At 48.9% G+C, this 18,892-nt stretch carries 21 protein-coding genes and 1 other annotated feature; of the genes, 9 read left to right on the forward strand and 12 right to left on the reverse strand.

Features of this window, described 5'->3' with window-relative positions; translation table 11 throughout:
- Position 1: 1 nt before the first annotated feature.
- From tsuB to yefM, 8 genes are all read right to left on the reverse strand, one after another.
- Entirely contained in the window at positions 2 to 229 is a 228-nt protein-coding gene (gene tsuB / locus ACJHWK_RS11990) for a thiosulfate utilization sulfurtransferase TsuB/YeeD (RefSeq protein ID WP_000985273.1), read from the reverse strand.
- Between the two features lie 13 nt (positions 230 to 242).
- Positions 243 to 1,301: a thiosulfate utilization transporter TsuA/YeeE gene (gene tsuA / locus ACJHWK_RS11995; RefSeq protein WP_000492321.1), complete on the reverse strand. Its 1,059-nt coding sequence runs from the start codon at positions 1,299 to 1,301 to the stop codon at positions 243 to 245.
- Between the two features lie 178 nt (positions 1,302 to 1,479).
- Positions 1,480 to 2,838: a putrescine/proton symporter PlaP gene (gene plaP / locus ACJHWK_RS12000; RefSeq protein WP_000019197.1), complete on the reverse strand. Its 1,359-nt coding sequence runs from the start codon at positions 2,836 to 2,838 to the stop codon at positions 1,480 to 1,482.
- A complete protein-coding gene (gene yoeI / locus ACJHWK_RS12005) occupies positions 2,828 to 2,890 on the reverse strand; it encodes a membrane protein YoeI (protein WP_010723108.1) in 63 nt (20 codons plus the stop codon). The genes plaP and yoeI overlap by 11 nt, the downstream gene beginning before the upstream one ends.
- 214 nt (positions 2,891 to 3,104) lie before the next feature.
- Positions 3,105 to 4,034, reverse strand: a complete 930-nt coding sequence (locus tag ACJHWK_RS12010) for a LysR substrate-binding domain-containing protein (protein ID WP_000803351.1) — start codon at positions 4,032 to 4,034, stop codon at positions 3,105 to 3,107.
- Positions 4,035 to 4,079: 45 nt separating this feature from the next.
- Positions 4,080 to 4,904: an SDR family oxidoreductase gene (locus ACJHWK_RS12015; RefSeq protein WP_000754737.1), complete on the reverse strand. Its 825-nt coding sequence runs from the start codon at positions 4,902 to 4,904 to the stop codon at positions 4,080 to 4,082.
- An 82-nt stretch (positions 4,905 to 4,986) separates the two neighbouring features.
- Positions 4,987 to 5,241, reverse strand: coding sequence for a type II toxin-antitoxin system mRNA interferase toxin YoeB (gene yoeB, locus ACJHWK_RS12020; protein WP_000767829.1), 255 nt, complete (start codon positions 5,239 to 5,241; stop codon positions 4,987 to 4,989).
- Entirely contained in the window at positions 5,238 to 5,489 is a 252-nt protein-coding gene (gene yefM / locus ACJHWK_RS12025; RefSeq protein WP_001259255.1) for a YoeB-YefM toxin-antitoxin system antitoxin YefM, read from the reverse strand. Before yefM ends, yoeB begins: the two co-directional genes overlap by 4 nt.
- Before the next feature lie 282 nt (positions 5,490 to 5,771).
- Here yefM and hisL point away from each other — a divergent pair, with 282 nt between their 5' ends.
- From hisL to hisIE, 9 genes are all read left to right on the forward strand, one after another.
- Positions 5,772 to 5,822, forward strand: coding sequence for a his operon leader peptide (gene hisL, locus ACJHWK_RS12030; RefSeq protein WP_071593552.1), 51 nt, complete (start codon positions 5,772 to 5,774; stop codon positions 5,820 to 5,822).
- Positions 5,798 to 5,921, forward strand: a sequence feature (His leader region). Its footprint overlaps the gene before it by 25 nt.
- A gap of 46 nt (positions 5,922 to 5,967) precedes the next feature.
- On the forward strand, positions 5,968 to 6,867 hold the full coding sequence (gene hisG / locus ACJHWK_RS12035) for an ATP phosphoribosyltransferase (RefSeq protein ID WP_000131789.1): 900 nt from the start codon (positions 5,968 to 5,970) through the stop codon (positions 6,865 to 6,867).
- Positions 6,868 to 6,872: 5 nt separating this feature from the next.
- Complete coding sequence (gene hisD / locus ACJHWK_RS12040; protein ID WP_001530514.1) at positions 6,873 to 8,177, forward strand: histidinol dehydrogenase; 1,305 nt, start codon at positions 6,873 to 6,875, stop codon at positions 8,175 to 8,177.
- Entirely contained in the window at positions 8,174 to 9,244 is a 1,071-nt protein-coding gene (gene hisC, locus ACJHWK_RS12045; RefSeq protein WP_000108943.1) for a histidinol-phosphate transaminase, read from the forward strand. The genes hisD and hisC overlap by 4 nt, the downstream gene beginning before the upstream one ends.
- Positions 9,244 to 10,311, forward strand: coding sequence for a bifunctional histidinol-phosphatase/imidazoleglycerol-phosphate dehydratase HisB (gene hisB, locus ACJHWK_RS12050; protein ID WP_000080093.1), 1,068 nt, complete (start codon positions 9,244 to 9,246; stop codon positions 10,309 to 10,311). Before hisC ends, hisB begins: the two co-directional genes overlap by 1 nt.
- Positions 10,311 to 10,901 carry an imidazole glycerol phosphate synthase subunit HisH gene (gene hisH, locus ACJHWK_RS12055; protein WP_001103560.1) on the forward strand — a complete coding sequence of 197 codons (591 nt, stop codon included), beginning with the start codon at positions 10,311 to 10,313 and terminating at the stop codon, positions 10,899 to 10,901. Before hisB ends, hisH begins: the two co-directional genes overlap by 1 nt.
- Positions 10,901 to 11,638 (forward strand): 1-(5-phosphoribosyl)-5-[(5-phosphoribosylamino)methylideneamino]imidazole-4-carboxamide isomerase, encoded by a 738-nt coding sequence (gene hisA, locus ACJHWK_RS12060; RefSeq protein WP_000586445.1) that lies wholly within the window; start codon positions 10,901 to 10,903, stop codon positions 11,636 to 11,638. Before hisH ends, hisA begins: the two co-directional genes overlap by 1 nt.
- Complete coding sequence (hisF, locus tag ACJHWK_RS12065; protein WP_001513847.1) at positions 11,620 to 12,396, forward strand: imidazole glycerol phosphate synthase subunit HisF; 777 nt, start codon at positions 11,620 to 11,622, stop codon at positions 12,394 to 12,396. Before hisA ends, hisF begins: the two co-directional genes overlap by 19 nt.
- Positions 12,390 to 13,001 carry a bifunctional phosphoribosyl-AMP cyclohydrolase/phosphoribosyl-ATP diphosphatase HisIE gene (hisIE, locus tag ACJHWK_RS12070; protein ID WP_000954888.1) on the forward strand — a complete coding sequence of 204 codons (612 nt, stop codon included), beginning with the start codon at positions 12,390 to 12,392 and terminating at the stop codon, positions 12,999 to 13,001. The genes hisF and hisIE overlap by 7 nt, the downstream gene beginning before the upstream one ends.
- Before the next feature lie 182 nt (positions 13,002 to 13,183).
- Here the strand turns inward: hisIE and wzzB are convergent, their stop codons facing one another.
- From wzzB to ACJHWK_RS12090, 4 genes are all read right to left on the reverse strand, one after another.
- Entirely contained in the window at positions 13,184 to 14,164 is a 981-nt protein-coding gene (gene wzzB, locus ACJHWK_RS12075; RefSeq protein ID WP_170886352.1) for an LPS O-antigen chain length determinant protein WzzB, read from the reverse strand.
- Positions 14,165 to 14,308: 144 nt separating this feature from the next.
- Positions 14,309 to 15,475, reverse strand: coding sequence for a UDP-glucose 6-dehydrogenase (gene ugd, locus ACJHWK_RS12080; protein ID WP_000704905.1), 1,167 nt, complete (start codon positions 15,473 to 15,475; stop codon positions 14,309 to 14,311).
- A 246-nt stretch (positions 15,476 to 15,721) separates the two neighbouring features.
- The gene (gndA, locus tag ACJHWK_RS12085; RefSeq protein ID WP_000043455.1) at positions 15,722 to 17,128 is read right to left on the reverse strand and encodes an NADP-dependent phosphogluconate dehydrogenase; all 1,407 of its coding nucleotides are present in this window, start codon (positions 17,126 to 17,128) and stop codon (positions 15,722 to 15,724) included.
- 135 nt (positions 17,129 to 17,263) lie between these two features.
- Positions 17,264 to 18,892, reverse strand: a complete 1,629-nt coding sequence (locus ACJHWK_RS12090; RefSeq protein WP_001009254.1) for an LTA synthase family protein — start codon at positions 18,890 to 18,892, stop codon at positions 17,264 to 17,266.

The following is an 18,892-nucleotide window of genomic DNA, read 5'->3' on the forward strand; positions in this document are numbered from 1 at the left end:
GTCAGGCTTTTTGAACGGTGATGCTCCACGCTGCATCGCCAATCTGCTGATAATCGGTGATGGCATGCCCTTCTTCTGCCGCCCACTGTGGGATTGCTTCAGTTGCCTGGGTGCAATCAAACTCAATTACCAACTCATCGCCGCTGGCCATTTCTGCCAGTGCTGCTTTTGCTTCTATGAGTGGAAACGGACAGACCTGCGTCACCACATCCAGCTTTTTAATCGCCATCTTTACACCTTACTTAATTTGCCGCAGCAGTTGCCAGTCGCGCCTTACGCTGCGGTCGAACATACACAAGCCAGGACGCAGTCCAGACTCCGAGAATCATAAATACAAGGCCAATCCAGCCCTGCCAGGTCATCATTGCAGTCATGACCAGTCCATTACCGATAGAGCAACCACCTGCAATGCTGGCACCGAAGCCCATCAGTACACCACCTAACCCGCTACGTAATGTTGTTTGTGCATCAGCAGCGCGAACGCGGAACTCACGGCTCGCTTTGGCGGCAATAAATGACCCCACGAAGATCCCTAACACCAGGAAAACGCCCCAGTTAATGTATTTCACGTCACCCGCGACCAGAAATTGCAGAATATTGGCCGTTGGGGAAGTGATTCCTAACCCAAACATGCGTCCGGTTGCTTCACTCAGGGGCCAGGCTAAAAGCGCAATCAAACCGATGAGTACAGCAGTGACAAAGGGATGCCAGCGTTTTTCAAACAGAATATGAGCGATCCCGGTTCGGCGCGGCGGTAAGGTCGCGACTTTGAGTTTTGGCTTCTTCAACTCTTTCATCACCACCCAGAGCGTTATCACCAGCAAAACGGTAACCAACGGCCACACAGACAAATTAAAAGTCTCAGCAATAGAGTTATGTTCAGTACTGTAGTGCTGCAAGGTTTGATTTAAACCACTGGCGTGTGGAGAACGCATCACCGCACTCATCACCATATAAGTGAAAAGCGCGATCCAACTGCCGATCAATCCCTCACCCGCGCGATACCAGGTCCCGGTGGCACATCCACCCGCCAGAACAATTCCCAGCCCGAAAAGATACCCACCTATAACAGTACCAAGCCACGGGAACGCCCCGGCTTCGTAAGTCAGTAGGCCCGCCTGAATTAACGCAAAAACCCCCACGCTTTGTACCGAAATTGCAATCAGCAAGGCGTAAAACATGCGATTATTTTTCGCGATATACATATCGCGAAAACCACCTGTCAGGCAAAAACGCCCACGCTGCATGACAAATCCCAGCAGAGCACCACAAATTAGCCCGCTTAATATCATTGAAAACATAAATTAATTAACCAGATGAATGTTAATGGGGAAATTATTCATGACTGGTGGAATGCAGACCAATAACCAAATTCTCTAAATTAGAACAAATGGTTATTAATGAGGATTTCGATAAAAAAGAATAAAAAAACCGGAGCCAAATGTTCATTCGACTCCGGTTTATTATTAGAAAAGTTGATTATGCTACGTCTTCGTACTGCGGAACCGGGTTACGGAAGCTCTTGGTGACGCAAGCCAGGTAAATCAGGCCGATAGCCGCCCAGATCAGACCCAGAACCATTGAGCTTTCTTCCAGGTTAACCCACAGCGCACCAACGGTCAGCGCACCACACATCGGCAGGAACAGATACTGGAAGTGATCTTTCAGCGTCTTGTTACGCTTCTCACGGATCCAGAACTGCGAGATGACCGACAGGTTAACAAAGGTGAACGCCACCAGCGCACCAAAGTTAATCAGCGCCGTTGCCATTACCAGGTCGAAGTTGATTGCCAGCAGGGCAATCGCGCCAACCAGGATGATGTTCATCGCCGGAGTACGCCATTTCGGGTGTACATAACCGAAGAAGCTTTTCGGGAACACGCCGTCACGACCCATTACGTACATCAGACGCGCTACGCCTGCGTGCGCCGCCATACCGGACGCCAGTACGGTAATGGTGGAGAAGATCAGCGCGCCAACCTGGAACGCTTTACCCGCAACGTACAGCATGATTTCAGGCTGTGACGCATCCGGATCTTTAAAGCGAGAGATATCCGGGAAATACAGTTGCAGGAAGTAAGTTGCAAAGATGAAGATCATGCCGCCAATCAGCGCGGTCAGGAAAATCGCACGCGGGATCACGCGCTCTGCATCTTTGGTTTCTTCCGACAGATTGCTGATGCCGTCAAAACCGGTAAAGGAGAAGCACAGGATTGTCGCCCCGGTAATCATCGGGATAACATGCGCATCGCCAGACCAGAACGGACGAGTGCTCGCCAGCGTACCCGCGCCTTCACCTTCAAATACGCCATAAACAACCATGCCCAGGATCACCGCGATCAGCACTACCTGCAACACGACGATTACAGTGTTGAAGTTCGCTACGGATTTCAGACTACGCAGGTTAAAGGCGGTCATAAAGGCCACCAGCGCCACCACAAACATCCACGATGGGATGGAAGGCACCAGAGCTTCAAAATAGATTTTCGCCAGCAGAATGTTGATCATCGGCGCGAACAGATAGTCGAGCAGAGAAGACCAACCCACCATAAAGCCGACAGTCGGGCTAATGGATTTCTGGGCGTAAGTGTATGCAGAGCCAGCAGAAGGATAGCGGCGAACCAGCTTCCCGTAGCTCAGAGCCGTAAACAGGATCGCAATCAATGCGAACGCATAGGCTGTCGGCACATGACCATCCGTGAGGCCTGAAACGATACCAAATGTATCAAACAGCGTCATCGGCTGCATATAGGCAAGACCCATCATTACAACCGGAACTAACGTAAGCGTTTTACGCAATTCCACGCGAGAGGTGTTTGGAGTAACGTTATGCGACATGGTCATTCTCCTTTACGGTGATAACCGTCGCGTAAGCAAAAAATTGCCCCATTTTTTTGGATTCCTCAGCGACAACAACTGTCGATTTTTAGTAAATATCTATCCGGTACGAAGCCCGGCCTCTTGGTATGAATGATTGGTTTGAAGCAAAAAATAACCGACGCTGATGAAACGTCGGTTTTTAGTCATTTTTTGACAGCGGCGCATTGTGCCTAAATGGGGGGGAAATGACAAGAGAATGAGAGGCTTGTCATAATAATTTTTCTTTAAATGGCTGATTTTCCGTCATCAGATTTTGCATAAACACCGGCGATCGCACTATTTGCTAAAATTTCATCCCGCCACCAGCCACTGGCAAGTCCTGCGGTCTGTTCGTTCCAGCCAATCCAGACGGGTTCAAAGAGAGTTTGGGCGACCACTTTCTTCTCGATTAACGCGCCACTATCGAGAAAACGTTGCGCCAGATAACGGGGTAAATAGCCGCAGCCGAGGCCGCTAATTTGCAGCTCCAGCTTGGTTTTAAAATCGAAAACGGTAATGGCTTCTTGTTCGTCGAGAAGTTGTGAGGCCGTAGAAGCGCCGGCCTGCGCAGTGTCCCCCACCACAATCGCCCGATATCGCTTAATGATACGACGGTTTAACGGTTCTTCTTCCAGGGCTAACGGATGATGAGGCGCGACCGCAAAGACTTGTTCCAGATCGCCCAACCGTGAAAAACCAAACTCACTGGAAGATGGTGGCTCATGCATCGCGCCAACAATAATATCCGCTCGCCCCTGAGTCAGGGCATCCCAGGAACCACCGAGTACGCCATTGATAAACTTCAGGCGCGTCACGCTATGATGTTGATAGAAAGCTTCAATGAGTGGCGCAAGCAGAGAAAAAGGAAACGTGTCGTCCACGCCAATCACCAGCTCGTTTTCCCAGCCTTCATGCAGTTTGATAGCCTGCTTTTCCAGTTCTCGCACGGTATGCAGAACTTCCCGCCCTTTCTCTAATAACATTTTTCCGGTGCGGGTGAATTTAGCACGGTGTCCGCTACGATCAAGCAATTGAATATTAAGGTCGCTTTCCAGCTTGTGAACGGTGTAACTCAGAGCAGACGGCGTCTTATAGAGTTTGGCCGACGCCGCCGCAAAACTGCCTTCTTTTTCTAAGGCATCGAGGATCATCAACACATCCAGCAGTGGTTTCATACACGCCCCCTTGCAGTGCATGCGGCGTCCTGCTGGCGTGATCGTTTACTCCAGCGGCATTACCAGCGGATCGGGATACTGGTATTCAAATCCCAGTTCATTACAAATCCGACTGCCATCAATAATCTTACCTTTGCCGCTGTCCAGACTATTTCTGAACTGCGGAGGTTCCAGCCCCAGTAAACGGGCCATCTGCGGATAGAAAACATTACGCGCAGGGTGAGCTGGCGCACATATATTATAGATGTGTCCGCCTTTAGGTGCCTGTAACAACAGAGTGATAGCGCCAATAACATCTTCTAAATGGACTAAATTAACACCATGTTCACCATCAGGCGCGGTTTTTCCGGCAAAGAAGCGTCCGGGATGACGCCCCGGTCCGACCAGGCCCGCAAGACGCAGAATATCGACCGAAGTACCGGGTAAATTGTGCAGCCAGTCTTCGAGCTCTTCTAATACTCGTCCACTGTTGGTTACTGGATTACGCGGGGTAGTTTCTTTCACCGTGCCTTGCGCGTCGCCATAGACTGATGTTGAGCTGGTAAAAATAATGCGGGGAATACGATGGGCCAGCGCGCTATCCACTAACTCTTGTACCGCTTGTAAATAGAACTCATCGCCGGGGCCGCTACGACGTGCCGGAAGCGTAATGACCAGCGCATCGGCGTCCATCAGGGCATCCAGATCGTCAGAATCGCAAACTAACTCAGGCTCCATGCGAAGCAGATAGCTATCAATGCCACTCATTCGGGCCGCTTCGACACCATCTTGTGTGGTTTTACTCCCGGTGACTTGCCAGCCTCGCGCTGAAAGTGACATCGCCAGCGGCATGCCTAACCACCCTAACCCGACAATTGCGACCTTTTTCATCCGTTATCTCCTGATACACCTTAGATCTATAAGGCTACGCTAGCGTATCAAAACTGACAATTCATTCTATGAATGAATCTCTTCAATAATGATAACGACATGCTGCAATGAGCAGTGAATCGTCGGTAACCGCGTATACCAGACGGTGCTCCTCTGTAATGCGTCGGGACCAGAAACCTGACAAATTATGTTTCAGGGGTTCTGGCTTCCCCTTACCTTCAAATGGTGTTCTGCGGGTATCTTTGATAAGTTCATTGATCTTTTTAACAATTCGCTTATCTGTTTCCTGCCAGTACAGATAATCATCCCATGACTCCTCAGACCAGATTAGTTTCACTCAATAATGTCCTTTTCCGTTCCTTTGCCTGATTTCAGGCTATCGATTGAGTCCATCAATCTCCGGGCGTTAGCGGGGGAGCGCAGTAGATAAGCCGTCTCTTCCAGCGAGTTGTATTCTTCGAGTGACATCAGAACACAAGCCTCTCCATTCTGACGAGTAATAAGGATCGGGGCATGATCTTCAACGGCTTTCATCATTGTTGCCGACAAATTCTGACGCGCTTCGCTGTAGCTAATTGTACGCATATCAATCTCCTCTTATGTACAGCTCATTGTACAATGATGGGCGTTAATTAACTATTTATTAATTAGTTTGTAGATCAAGATATTGTCAGTGAGACGAAAATCCAGGCTTCGCTATTTTTGGTGCCGTCAGGTTAGAGGACAGTCCTCTTAGCCCCCTCCTTTCCCCGCTCATTCATTAAACAAATCCATTGCCATAAAATATATAAAAAAGCCCTTGCTTTCTAACGTGAAAGTGGTTTAGGTTAAAAGACATCAGTTGAATAAACATTCACAGAGACTTTTATGACACGCGTTCAATTTAAACACCACCATCATTACCATCATCCTGACTAGTCTTTCAGGCGATGTGTGCTGGAAGACATTCAGATCTTCCAGTGGTGCATGAACGCATGAGAAAGCCCCCGGAAGATCATCTTCCGGGGGCTTTTTTATTGCGCGGTTGATAACGGTTCAGACAGGTTTAAAGAGGAATAAGAAAATGACAGACAACACTCGTTTACGCATAGCTATGCAGAAATCCGGCCGTTTAAGTGATGACTCACGCGAATTGCTGGCGCGCTGTGGCATTAAAATTAATCTTCACACCCAGCGCCTGATCGCGATGGCAGAAAACATGCCGATTGATATTCTGCGCGTGCGTGACGACGACATTCCCGGTCTAGTAATGGATGGCGTGGTAGACCTTGGGATTATCGGCGAAAACGTACTGGAAGAAGAGCTGCTTAACCGCCGCGCCCAGGGCGAAGATCCGCGCTACTTTACCCTGCGTCGTCTGGATTTCGGCGGCTGCCGCCTTTCGCTGGCAACGCCGGTTGATGAAGCCTGGGACGGCCCGCTCTCCTTAAACGGTAAACGTATCGCCACCTCTTATCCTCACCTGCTCAAGCGTTATCTCGACCAGAAAGGCATCTCTTTTAAATCCTGCTTACTGAACGGTTCTGTCGAAGTCGCCCCGCGTGCCGGACTGGCAGATGCGATTTGCGATCTGGTTTCCACCGGTGCCACGCTGGAAGCTAACGGCCTGCGCGAAGTCGAAGTTATCTACCGCTCGAAAGCCTGCCTGATCCAACGCGATGGCGAAATGGAAGGATCCAAACAGCAACTGATCGACAAACTGCTGACCCGTATTCAGGGTGTGATCCAGGCGCGCGAATCAAAATACATCATGATGCACGCACCGACCGAACGCCTGGATGAAGTCATCGCCCTGCTGCCAGGTGCCGAACGCCCAACTATTCTGCCGCTGGCAGGTGATCAACAGCGCGTAGCGATGCACATGGTCAGTAGCGAAACCCTGTTCTGGGAAACGATGGAAAAACTGAAAGCGCTGGGTGCCAGTTCAATCCTGGTGCTGCCGATTGAGAAGATGATGGAGTGATCGCCATGAGCTTTAACACAATCATTGACTGGAATAGCTGTACTGCGGAGCAACAACGCCAGCTGTTAATGCGCCCGGCGATCTCCACTTCTGAAAGCATTACCCGCACTGTTAACGATATTCTCGATAACGTGAAAGCACGCGGCGATGAGGCCCTGCGGGAATATAGTGCGAAGTTTGATAAAACCACGGTTACCGCACTGAAGGTGTCAGCTGAGGAAATTGCCGCCGCCAGCGAACGCCTGAGCGACGAGCTAAAACAGGCGATGGCGGTAGCAGTAAAGAATATTGAAACCTTCCACACTGCACAAAAACTGCCGCCGGTAGATGTAGAAACGCAGCCAGGCGTGCGTTGCCAGCAAGTCACGCGCCCGGTAGCTTCAGTTGGGTTGTATATTCCTGGCGGCTCCGCCCCGCTCTTCTCAACGGTATTAATGCTGGCAACTCCGGCGCGTATTGCGGGCTGTAAAAAAGTGGTGTTGTGCTCACCGCCGCCGATTGCCGATGAGATCCTTTATGCGGCGCAGCTGTGCGGTGTGCAGGACGTGTTTAACGTCGGCGGCGCACAGGCCATTGCCGCGCTGGCGTTTGGTACGGAATCTGTGCCGAAAGTGGACAAAATCTTCGGGCCAGGCAACGCCTTTGTCACCGAGGCAAAACGCCAGGTAAGCCAGCGTCTGGACGGTGCGGCGATCGATATGCCCGCAGGCCCGTCGGAAGTGCTGGTGATTGCTGACAGCGGCGCTACGCCGGATTTCGTGGCTTCTGATTTGCTTTCCCAGGCTGAACACGGCCCGGACTCTCAGGTGATTTTACTGACGCCCGATGCTGAGATGGCGCGTCGCGTAGCCGAAGCTGTCGAACGCCAACTGGCAGAACTGCCGAGAGCTGAAACCGCCCGCCAGGCACTGAGCGCCAGCCGCCTGATTGTGACCAACGATTTAGCGCAGTGCGTGGAGATATCTAACCAGTACGGCCCGGAGCACCTGATCATCCAGACCCGCAACGCCCGCGATCTGGTCGATGGCATCACCAGTGCCGGTTCGGTATTTCTGGGTGACTGGTCACCGGAATCGGCAGGTGATTACGCCTCCGGCACCAACCACGTTCTGCCGACTTACGGTTACACCGCCACCTGTTCCAGCCTCGGGCTGGCAGATTTCCAGAAGCGCATGACCGTGCAGGAACTGTCGAAAGAAGGTTTCTCCGCGCTGGCTTCGACCATTGAAACATTGGCCGCCGCCGAGCGCCTGACCGCCCATAAAAATGCCGTTACTTTGCGTGTTAACGCCCTTAAGGAGCAAGCATGAGCACCGTGACTATTACCGATTTAGCGCGTGAAAACGTCCGCAACCTGACGCCGTATCAGTCGGCGCGTCGTCTGGGCGGTAACGGCGACGTCTGGCTGAACGCCAACGAATACCCCACAGCCGTGGAGTTTCAGCTTACTCAGCAAACGCTCAACCGCTACCCGGAATGTCAGCCGAAAGCGGTGATTGAAAATTACGCGCAGTATGCAGGCGTAAAACCGGAGCAGGTGCTGGTCAGCCGTGGCGCGGACGAAGGTATTGAACTACTGATTCGCGCTTTTTGCGAACCAGGTAAAGACGCCATCCTCTACTGCCCGCCAACGTACGGCATGTACAGCGTCAGCGCTGAAACCATTGGCGTCGAGTGCCGCACAGTGCCGACGCTGGACAACTGGCAACTGGACTTGCAGGGCATTTCCGACAAGCTGGACGGCGTAAAAGTGGTCTATGTTTGCAGCCCCAACAACCCGACCGGGCAACTGATCAATCCGCAGGATTTTCGCACCCTGCTGGAGTTAACCCGCGGTAAGGCGATTGTAGTTGCCGATGAAGCCTATATCGAGTTTTGCCCGCAGGCATCGCTGGCTGGCTGGCTGGCGGAATATCCGCACCTGGCTATTTTACGCACACTGTCGAAAGCTTTTGCTCTGGCGGGGCTTCGTTGCGGATTTACGCTGGCAAACGAAGAAGTCATCAACCTGCTGATGAAAGTGATCGCCCCCTACCCGCTCTCGACGCCGGTTGCCGACATTGCGGCCCAGGCGTTAAGCCCGCAGGGGATCGTCGCCATGCGCGAACGGGTGGCGCAAATTATTGCAGAACGCGAATACCTGATTGCCGCATTGAAAGAAATCTCCTGCGTGGAGCAGGTTTTTGACTCTGAAACCAACTACATTCTGGCGCGCTTTAAAGCCTCCAGCGCAGTGTTTAAATCTTTGTGGGATCAGGGCATTATCTTACGTGATCAGAATAAACAACCCTCTTTAAGCGGCTGCCTGCGAATTACCGTCGGAACCCGTGAAGAAAGCCAGCGCGTCATTGACGCCTTACGTGCGGAGCAAGTTTGATGAGTCAGAAGTATCTTTTTATCGATCGCGATGGAACCCTGATTAGCGAACCGCCGAGTGATTTTCAGGTGGACCGTTTTGACAAACTCGCCTTTGAACCAGGCGTGATCCCGGAGCTGCTGAAGCTGCAAAAAGCGGGCTACAAGCTGGTGATGATCACTAATCAGGATGGTCTGGGAACACAAAGTTTCCCGCAGGCGGATTTTGATGGCCCGCACAACCTGATGATGCAGATCTTCACCTCGCAAGGCGTGCAGTTTGATGAAGTGCTGATTTGTCCGCACCTGCCCGCCGATGAGTGCGACTGCCGTAAGCCGAAAGTAAAACTGGTGGAGCGTTATCTCGCTGAGCAAGCGATGGATCGCGCCAACAGTTATGTGATTGGCGATCGCGCGACCGACATTCAACTAGCTGAAAACATGGGCATTAATGGTTTACGCTATGACCGCGAAACCCTGAACTGGCCAATGATTGGCGAGCAGCTCACTAAACGAGACCGTTACGCCCATGTAGTGCGCAACACCAAAGAGACGCAAATTGACGTCCAGGTGTGGCTGGATCGCGAAGGTGGCAGCAAGATTAACACCGGCGTTGGCTTCTTTGATCATATGCTGGATCAGATCGCCACCCACGGCGGTTTCCGCATGGAAATCAACGTTAAAGGCGACCTCTATATCGACGATCACCACACCGTCGAAGATACCGGCCTGGCGCTGGGCGAAGCGTTAAAAATTGCCCTCGGTGACAAACGCGGTATTTGCCGCTTTGGTTTTGTGCTGCCGATGGACGAATGCCTTGCCCGTTGCGCGCTGGATATCTCTGGTCGCCCGCACCTGGAATATAAAGCTGAATTTACCTACCAGCGCGTGGGCGATCTCAGCACTGAAATGATCGAGCACTTCTTCCGTTCGCTCTCTTACACCATGGGTGTGACGCTACACCTGAAAACCAAAGGTAAAAACGATCACCACCGTGTAGAGAGCCTGTTCAAAGCCTTTGGTCGCACCCTGCGCCAGGCTATCCGCGTGGAAGGCGATACCCTGCCCTCGTCGAAAGGAGTGCTGTAATGAACGTGGTGATCCTTGATACCGGCTGCGCCAACCTGAACTCGGTGAAGTCAGCCATTGCGCGTCACGGTTATGAACCCAAAGTCAGCCGTGACCCGGACGTCGTGTTGCTGGCCGATAAACTATTTTTACCCGGCGTTGGCACCGCACAAGCAGCGATGGATCAGGTCCGTGAGCGCGAGCTGTTTGATCTCATCAAAGCCTGTACCCAACCAGTGCTGGGCATCTGCTTAGGGATGCAATTGCTGGGGCGGCGCAGCGAAGAGAGCAACGGCGTCGATTTGCTGGGCATCATCGACGAAGACGTGCCGAAAATGACCGACTTTGGTCTGCCCCTGCCGCATATGGGCTGGAACCGCGTTTACCCGCAGGCAGGCAACCGCCTGTTTCAGGGGATTGAAGACGGCGCGTACTTTTACTTTGTTCACAGCTACGCAATGCCGGTCAATCCGTGGACCATCGCCCAGTGTAATTACGGCGAACCGTTCACCGCGGCAGTACAAAAAGATAACTTCTACGGCGTGCAGTTCCACCCGGAGCGTTCTGGTGCTGCTGGCGCTAAGTTGCTGAAAAACTTCCTGGAGATGTGATGATTATTCCGGCATTAGATTTAATCGACGGCACCGTGGTGCGTCTCCATCAGGGCGATTACGGCAAACAGCGCGATTACGGTAACGACCCGCTGCCGCGATTGCAGGATTACGCCGCGCAGGGTGCCGAAGTGCTGCACCTGGTGGATCTGACCGGGGCAAAAGATCCGGCTAAACGTCAAATCCCGCTGATTAAAACCCTGGTCGCGGGCGTTAACGTTCCGGTGCAGGTTGGCGGCGGCGTGCGTAGCGAAGAAGACGTAGCGGCGTTACTGGAAGCTGGGGTTGCGCGTGTGGTGGTTGGCTCCACCGCGGTGAAATCACCAGAAATGGTGAAAGGCTGGTTTGAACGTTTCGGTGCCGATGCCTTAGTGCTGGCGCTGGATGTCCGTATTGACGAGCAAGGCAACAAGCAGGTGGCAGTCAGCGGTTGGCAAGAGAACTCGGGCGTTTCACTGGAACAACTGGTGGAAACCTATCTACCTGTCGGCCTGAAACATGTGCTGTGTACCGATATCTCGCGCGACGGCACGCTGGCAGGTTCTAACGTCTCTTTATATGAAGAAGTGTGCGCCAGATATCCGCAGGTGGCATTTCAGTCCTCTGGCGGTATTGGCGACATTGATGATGTCGCTGCCCTGCGTGGTACTGGCGTGCGCGGCGTAATAGTTGGTCGTGCATTACTGGAAGGTAAATTCACCGTGAAGGAGGCCATCGCATGCTGGCAAAACGCATAATTCCGTGTCTCGACGTTCGTGATGGTCAGGTGGTGAAAGGTGTACAGTTTCGCAACCATGAAATCATTGGCGATATCGTGCCGCTGGCAAAACGCTACGCCGAAGAAGGCGCTGACGAACTGGTGTTCTACGATATCACCGCTTCCAGCGATGGACGGGTGGTAGATAAAAGCTGGGTATCTCGTGTGGCGGAAGTGATCGACATTCCCTTCTGCGTGGCGGGTGGGATTAAATCGCTGGATGACGCAGCCAAAATTCTTTCTTTTGGCGCGGATAAAATCTCCATCAACTCTCCTGCGCTGGCGGACCCGACATTGATCACCCGTCTGGCAGATCGTTTTGGCGTGCAGTGTATTGTGGTGGGCATTGATACCTGGCACGACGCTGAAACCGGTAAATATCATGTGAATCAATATACTGGCGATGAAAGCTGCACCCGCGTCACTCAGTGGGAAACACTCGACTGGGTACAGGAAGTGCAAAAACGTGGGGCCGGAGAAATCGTCCTCAACATGATGAATCAGGACGGCGTGCGTAATGGTTACGACCTCAAGCAGCTGAAAAAAGTACGTGAAGTTTGCCACGTCCCGCTGATCGCCTCTGGTGGAGCAGGCACCATGGAACACTTCCTCGAAGCCTTCCGCGATGCCGACGTTGACGGCGCGCTGGCAGCTTCCGTATTCCACAAACAAATAATCAATATTGGTGAATTAAAAGCGTACCTGGCAACACAGGGCGTGGAGATCAGGATATGTTAACAGAACAACAACGTCGCGAACTGGACTGGGAAAAAACCGACGGACTGATGCCGGTGATTGTGCAACACGCGGTATCTGGCGAAGTGTTAATGCTGGGTTACATGAACCCGGAAGCCTTAGACAAAACCATCGAAAGCGGCAAAGTCACCTTCTTCTCACGCACTAAACAGCGACTGTGGACCAAAGGTGAAACGTCGGGCAATTTCCTCAACGTGGTGAGTATTGCGGCGGACTGCGACAACGACACATTACTGGTACTGGCGAATCCCATCGGCCCAACCTGCCACAAAGGCACCAGCAGCTGCTTCGGCGACACCGCTCACCAGTGGCTGTTTCTGTATCAACTGGAACAACTGCTCGCCGAACGCAAATCTGCCGATCCAGAAACCTCCTACACAGCCAAACTGTATGCCAGTGGCACCAAGCGCATCGCACAGAAAGTGGGTGAAGAAGGCGTGGAAACTGCGCTGGCCGCGACGGTCAATGACCGCTTCGAATTAACCAACGAAGCCTCTGATTTGATGTATCACCTGCTGGTGCTGTTACAGGATCAGGATCTGGATTTAACGACGGTAATTGAGAACCTGCGTAAACGGCATCAGTGAGTTGCGGGGTAAGCGGATGCGATGTTGTTGTCGCATCCGGAGCCATTGCCCGATGCGCAAGCTTATCGGGCCTACTATTCGCTCTGCACACGTAGGCTGGATAAGATGCGCCAGCATCGCATCCGGCAACAAAAAAGGACAAGGTGTCACCACCCTGCCCTTTTTATTTAAAACCAAAAAGATTACTTCGCGTTGTAATTACGCAGCGCATTACGCCCCAGCACAATCCCCGCGCCAACCATGCCGCCCAACAGCACTGCCAGAATCAAGGTAATAGCCTTTTTCGGGCTATCGCGACGAATAGGTAACGTCGGTTTCATCACATAGCGGTAAGCATGAATATCAAGATCATCAACTTTTAAGCTTTCAATATCCAGCAGGTTTTGACGAGTCTGATAGTAGTTTGGTGAGAACACCAACGGACGGGTCGCTTCATGCTTAATCATCGACTCCAGTGCTTCACTACCTAACAAAAGCAACGTATCCTGAGTAATATTTTCACCAGTCTGCTGAATCTGCGGCTTTGTTACCTGCGCCTGATTCGCATACTGCAACGCTTCCTGAATCTGGCGGATACGCAGCGTTTTTTGCGCCTGAGCCACCACTTCCTGAGTTTTCAGGGAGTCCTGCAAGTTTTTCATACCCAAAGCGATATTATCCTTCAGGTCTTTCTCCAGCTCTTCATTCACTCGGTCATCAACTTGTTGAATGTATTGAGCAAGCTTTTGCTGTGCGTCCGCCGCAGTGTGCCCGACATAAGAAACAGCTAACGGTAACGGCTGATTTTTAACAGCGGGCTCGATAGTCAGTTTTTCGCGTTCTTCCTGATTATCCAGCGTTTCCGCTAATGCAGAGAAAGCGGAACTGAAGCGCCCAATCAACGCCTCCTGTAAATCAGCTACTTTTGGTGCAGCCTGGCCATAGATAACATTCATGGCATTGTTATAGCCGGCTATTTGCCCCACATCTGGCTGAGTAATAATGGCTGTCGACGTCCATTTCTCTTTCGCTACCACCAGATATCCGATAGCCAGTGCGATTGCCACAATAACAGTGATGAAGATTGTCACCTTCCCACGCCACAACTGCATCAGTAAATCAATTAAATCAATCTGTTCCGGGTCATTGTTGTGCCCAGAAATATTATTATTTTCAACTTTCATCATTACCCTAACAGACGGAAAATTTCAGGTCGCCATAGTTTAGCGATAATCCGTATGAATGCCATAGGATAAACAATAAATATAATGAATTGTTACATGAACATAGATGCCAACCACTGCCAAAAAACACCTGATTACAGATAGTTAGTCGCTACCGAAAAGATCGCGGGTGTAGACCTTGTCTGCTGCATCTTTAAGCTCTTCTGACATTCGATTAGAGATGATGACATCAGCCTGTTGCTTAAAAGTCGCGAGATCACGTTCCAGACGTGAGTTGAAAAACATTTCTTCCTTCATTACCGGTTCATAGATAATCACTTCTACCCCCTTAGCTTTGATACGCTTCATGATCCCCTGAATGGAAGACGCACGAAAGTTATCTGAACCGCTCTTCATAATTAGGCGATATATCCCTACGACTTTTGGTTTACGCAACAAGATAGCATCGGCGATAAAGTCTTTGCGGGTACGGTTAGCTTCAACGATGGCAGAAATGATATTGTTTGGCACAGACTGGTAATTTGCCAGAAGCTGCTTGGTATCTTTCGGCAAACAGTAACCACCGTAACCAAATGATGGATTGTTGTAATGATTGCCGATACGCGGATCAAGACAAACACCTTCAATGATTTGACGGGTGTTCAACCCCAGGCTTTCTGCATAACTGTCCAGCTCGTTGAAGTACGCCACGCGCATGGCAAGGTAAGTATTGGCAAACAGTTTAATGGCCTCTGCTTCTGTTGAATCAGTAAACAGAGTCGGGATATTTTGCTTAATCGCCCCTTCCTGTAATAACGCGGCAAAACGCTGTGCACGTTCAGAACGTTCGCCTATCACAATACGGGAAGGATGAAGGTTATCGTAAAGAGCTTTGCCTTCTCGGAGGAATTCAGGGGAGAAAATGATGTTCTCAGTTTTGAATTTTTTGTGCATTGCGGCCGTAAAACCTACCGGAACCGTGGACTTAATAATCATTACGGCACAAGGGTTTATTTCTGTAACATCTTTAATTACTGATTCTACGCTAGATGTATTGAAATAATTGGTTTTAGGATCATAGTCGGTCGGGGTTGCGATGATTACATAATCAGCATTCCGGTAGGCTTCTTTTTTATCTAACGTGGCATTAAAACGTATTTTGTCTGATTGCAAAAATTGCTGAATTTCTTTATCAACAATAGGAGATATTCGATCGTTTAGCATTGCAACGCGAGATGGTAAAATATCTAATGCTACAACGTTATGATTTTGTGAGATTAAGAGCCCATTAGACAGGCCAACATAACCGGTTCCGGAAATGGTGATTTTCATTTCATGCTCTCAGAATTAACTTAACTATGAATCATGATGTTTTTAGCACCCTGATAAGAGTTAAAAGTTTTAACGCCACGATGATGTCTGGTCAACGAAACGAAAAACATTTCAGATTTTCTTTATAAGAATAGCTGCTATTTATTAAGTTAGTATTAAGCAATGAAATTAAATCAATAAGATTGATAGCAAAAAAAAAGCCCGGCGATAAATGCCGGGCCTTAGTTTATTACTGATTAAATCAGATTAATCCAGCCATTCGGTGTGGAATACACCTTCTTTATCAATGCGCTTATAGGTATGCGCACCGAAATAGTCACGCTGCGCCTGGATCAGGTTTGCAGGCAGTACTGCGGCACGATAGCTGTCATAATAAGCAACCGCTGCAGAGAAGGTAGGTACTGGAATGCCGTTCTGCACCGCATAAGCAACAACATCACGCAGAGCTTGCTGGTAATCGTCGGCAATTTTCTTAAAGTACGGGGCTAACAGCAGGTTAGCAATCTTCGGATTTTCGGCGTAAGCATCCGTGATTTTCTGCAGGAACTGAGCACGAATGATACAACCGGCACGGAAGATCTTCGCGATTTCACCATAATTCAGATCCCAGTTGTACTCTTCAGACGCGGCACGTAACTGCGAGAAGCCCTGCGCGTAAGAAACAATCTTACCCAGATAAAGCGCACGGCGAACTTTTTCGATGAACTCTGCTTTATCGCCTGCTGGCTGCGCTTGTGGACCTGACAGTACTTTAGACGCGGCCACGCGCTGATCTTTCAGGGAAGAGATGTAGCGTGCAAACACAGACTCAGTAATCAGCGACAGTGGCTCACCGAGATCCAGCGCGCTCTGACTGGTCCATTTACCCGTACCTTTGTTTGCTGCTTCATCCAGGATCACATCAACCAGGTAGTTACCGTCTTCATCTTTTTTGGTGAAGATGTCTTTAGTGATGTCGATCAGGTAGCTGCTCAGTTCACCGTTATTCCACTCGGTAAAGGTTTGTGCCAGTTCTTCGTTAGAGAGATTCAGACCACCTTTCAGCAGAGAATAGGCTTCAGCAATCAGTTGCATATCACCATATTCAATACCGTTGTGAACCATCTTCACATAGTGACCCGCGCCATCGGCCCCAATATAGGTAACGCACGGTTCGCCATCTTCAGCCACGGCGGCGATTTTGGTCAGGATAGGTGCAACCAGTTCATAGGCTTCTTTCTGCCCACCAGGCATGATGGAAGGCCCTTTCAGCGCGCCCTCTTCACCACCGGAAACACCGGTACCGATAAAGTTAAAGCCTTCTGCAGAAAGCTCGCGGTTACGGCGAATGGTGTCCTGGAAGAAGGTATTACCACCATCAATGATGATATCGCCTTTATCGAGATATGGTTTCAGGGAATCAATAGCAGCATCCGTGCCTGCACCTGCTTTCACCATTAACAGGATGCGACGAGGCGTTTCAAGAGATTCAACGAACTCTTTCACCGTATAGTAAGGAACCAGTTTCTTGCCTGGATTTTCGGCAATCACTTCTTCCGTCTTTTCACGGGAACGGTTGAAAATAGAGACGGTATAACCACGGCTTTCGATGTTGAGCGCGAGGTTGCGTCCCATCACTGCCATACCGACGACGCCGATCTGTTGCTTTGACATTGTTTACTCCTGTCAGGGGTGGTCACCGCGGGGTTGCGGCTTATTTAAGATAAAGAATAGCTTAATTTATATCTTATTTTACAGTCGTATGTTTCATAATTAGATGAGGCGATTATTTTTTGCCCAACCATCTGCTTATCCACTGATATTATAGAAACTTTCTGCAAGCTTTATTAATTCACTATCATTATTGTTTGGTATTAGTTCAACATGATTTTCTTTGCTTGTAACGAAATAGTCACTACCAATAGCAGAAAGATGTGAAAATGGCGATGTGCATTCCTTATCAATAAGAGAACATCCCAAAAAATAGTTCATTGAATACTGAATCCCTAACATATGCAATATTGTTGGCGCAAAGCTTAATGAATTTTTACCGTCTGCATCCAAAATTTCAGGAGTAATATCTCCTCCAATAACCAGAAATGGTATTTCGCCTACAAAGTAACGAGAATCGCTATTAAATGCTTTTTTATATTCTGTCGAAGGAAATGTTGAATGATCTGACGTTATTATTAATAATGTATTATTATAAAATGAACTGCGCCGAAAGAAGTCAATAAATTTCCCTAACTGAAAATCATAGTTATAGAACTTATTGTAGAGAGGGTTGTTACCATCAAAATATTTTTCATTTGGGCTATCTTGACCATGATGAGTACCAGATGGATAGACACCAATAAAGAAGGGTCCTTTTTTATTTTCCTGAGAACGTAAAAAATATTGCAGTGCATTAAATGTTTGCTTATCCGTCATTCTGTCTCGTTGATAACCAATAAAATCACCCATACCAAGAACCTTATCAAAATTAAGTGTCTTCAACATTGTATTGAGTGGGCTATTTTTTTCGGTGGAAGCTATAAAATAACTTTTATATCCATACTCTTTTAATATATCAGGTAAAGATGTTTGACGGTGAAGGTAAATATTATTAATTTCTGCTTTAGATAATTGTGCGATACCTGTGCCAGCGTCAGTTAAACCATCTCGAAATTGATAACCAGAAGTTAACTGACCTCTTAATCCTCGGAATGTTGCAGCTGTATGGTTATAATAATTTTTGAAACTTAGTGCTTCAGTAGATAATTTATCTAAATTAGGCGTAACTGAAAATGCTCTTGGTTTGGCATTACCCATAATTTCAGATGAAAATCCCTCAGCAAATATTACAATAACATTACGGCCTTTGAAACTGTAGTTGTTTTCTATAGGGTTAATAAAAACACTTGTTTTTAAAAAGAATTTCCCTGCATCTCCGATCTTCTTACTAGGCTTAAAGGTTTGCTGTAAATAGAACAATTTTGCTGTTTCATAAAAAGCATATACTGGTCCCGCACTTATGAAAGAACACACGAGCAATAATACTATACAGAGAAGGTTGAATTTATAATATTTAATACGCTCGGTTAGAGCCCCTGAAGGCAAGGTAATGAATGAAATTATAATAAACAAAATAAAAACAAAAAAAACTTTAATTACCTCACCAATACCCAAGGATTCAATTTCTGCAGCATTCGACAAGGCAAGAGGCATCAAATATTGTCCTGAACTAAATAGCGACGCTGCCTGCACACCTAAAATGGAAAGATAAATTACCCATAAAATATTACTTACAAACTTTCTCTTTATCAGAAAGATTGCCACACTTATAAATGTGTATTCAATAGAAAATAAAAAAACACTATCCACCCTTCCAGAGTAAAGTAAAATACTCAAAAAAATACAGAAAGGCAAAATCATTCTAATAATAATTATAAAGTTCAT

This window comes from Escherichia sp. WS547, assembly GCF_046486065.1.
GTDB classification, from domain to species: Bacteria; Pseudomonadota; Gammaproteobacteria; order Enterobacterales; family Enterobacteriaceae; genus Escherichia; species Escherichia coli.

Excerpts from the sequence above, each read along its gene's own strand:
- gndA (WP_000043455.1), bottom strand. The coding sequence starts at position 17,128 with ATGTCAAAGCAACAGATCGGCGTCGTCGGTATGGCAGTGATGGGACGC.
- hisG (WP_000131789.1), top strand. The coding sequence starts at position 5,968 with ATGACAGACAACACTCGTTTACGCATAGCTATGCAGAAATCCGGCCGT.
- yefM (WP_001259255.1), bottom strand. The coding sequence starts at position 5,489 with ATGCGTACAATTAGCTACAGCGAAGCGCGTCAGAATTTGTCGGCAACA.
- hisF (WP_001513847.1), top strand. The coding sequence starts at position 11,620 with ATGCTGGCAAAACGCATAATTCCGTGTCTCGACGTTCGTGATGGTCAG.
- plaP (WP_000019197.1), bottom strand. The coding sequence starts at position 2,838 with ATGTCGCATAACGTTACTCCAAACACCTCTCGCGTGGAATTGCGTAAA.
- ACJHWK_RS12015 (WP_000754737.1), bottom strand. The coding sequence starts at position 4,904 with ATGAAAAAGGTCGCAATTGTCGGGTTAGGGTGGTTAGGCATGCCGCTG.
- hisB (WP_000080093.1), top strand. The coding sequence starts at position 9,244 with ATGAGTCAGAAGTATCTTTTTATCGATCGCGATGGAACCCTGATTAGC.
- tsuB (WP_000985273.1), bottom strand. The coding sequence starts at position 229 with ATGGCGATTAAAAAGCTGGATGTGGTGACGCAGGTCTGTCCGTTTCCA.
- ACJHWK_RS12090 (WP_001009254.1), bottom strand. The coding sequence starts at position 18,892 with ATGAACTTTATAATTATTATTAGAATGATTTTGCCTTTCTGTATTTTT.
- hisIE (WP_000954888.1), top strand. The coding sequence starts at position 12,390 with ATGTTAACAGAACAACAACGTCGCGAACTGGACTGGGAAAAAACCGAC.
- hisH (WP_001103560.1), top strand. The coding sequence starts at position 10,311 with ATGAACGTGGTGATCCTTGATACCGGCTGCGCCAACCTGAACTCGGTG.
- wzzB (WP_170886352.1), bottom strand. The coding sequence starts at position 14,164 with ATGAAAGTTGAAAATAATAATATTTCTGGGCACAACAATGACCCGGAA.
- tsuA (WP_000492321.1), bottom strand. The coding sequence starts at position 1,301 with ATGTTTTCAATGATATTAAGCGGGCTAATTTGTGGTGCTCTGCTGGGA.
- hisA (WP_000586445.1), top strand. The coding sequence starts at position 10,901 with ATGATTATTCCGGCATTAGATTTAATCGACGGCACCGTGGTGCGTCTC.
- hisC (WP_000108943.1), top strand. The coding sequence starts at position 8,174 with ATGAGCACCGTGACTATTACCGATTTAGCGCGTGAAAACGTCCGCAAC.
- ACJHWK_RS12010 (WP_000803351.1), bottom strand. The coding sequence starts at position 4,034 with ATGAAACCACTGCTGGATGTGTTGATGATCCTCGATGCCTTAGAAAAA.
- hisD (WP_001530514.1), top strand. The coding sequence starts at position 6,873 with ATGAGCTTTAACACAATCATTGACTGGAATAGCTGTACTGCGGAGCAA.
- ugd (WP_000704905.1), bottom strand. The coding sequence starts at position 15,475 with ATGAAAATCACCATTTCCGGAACCGGTTATGTTGGCCTGTCTAATGGG.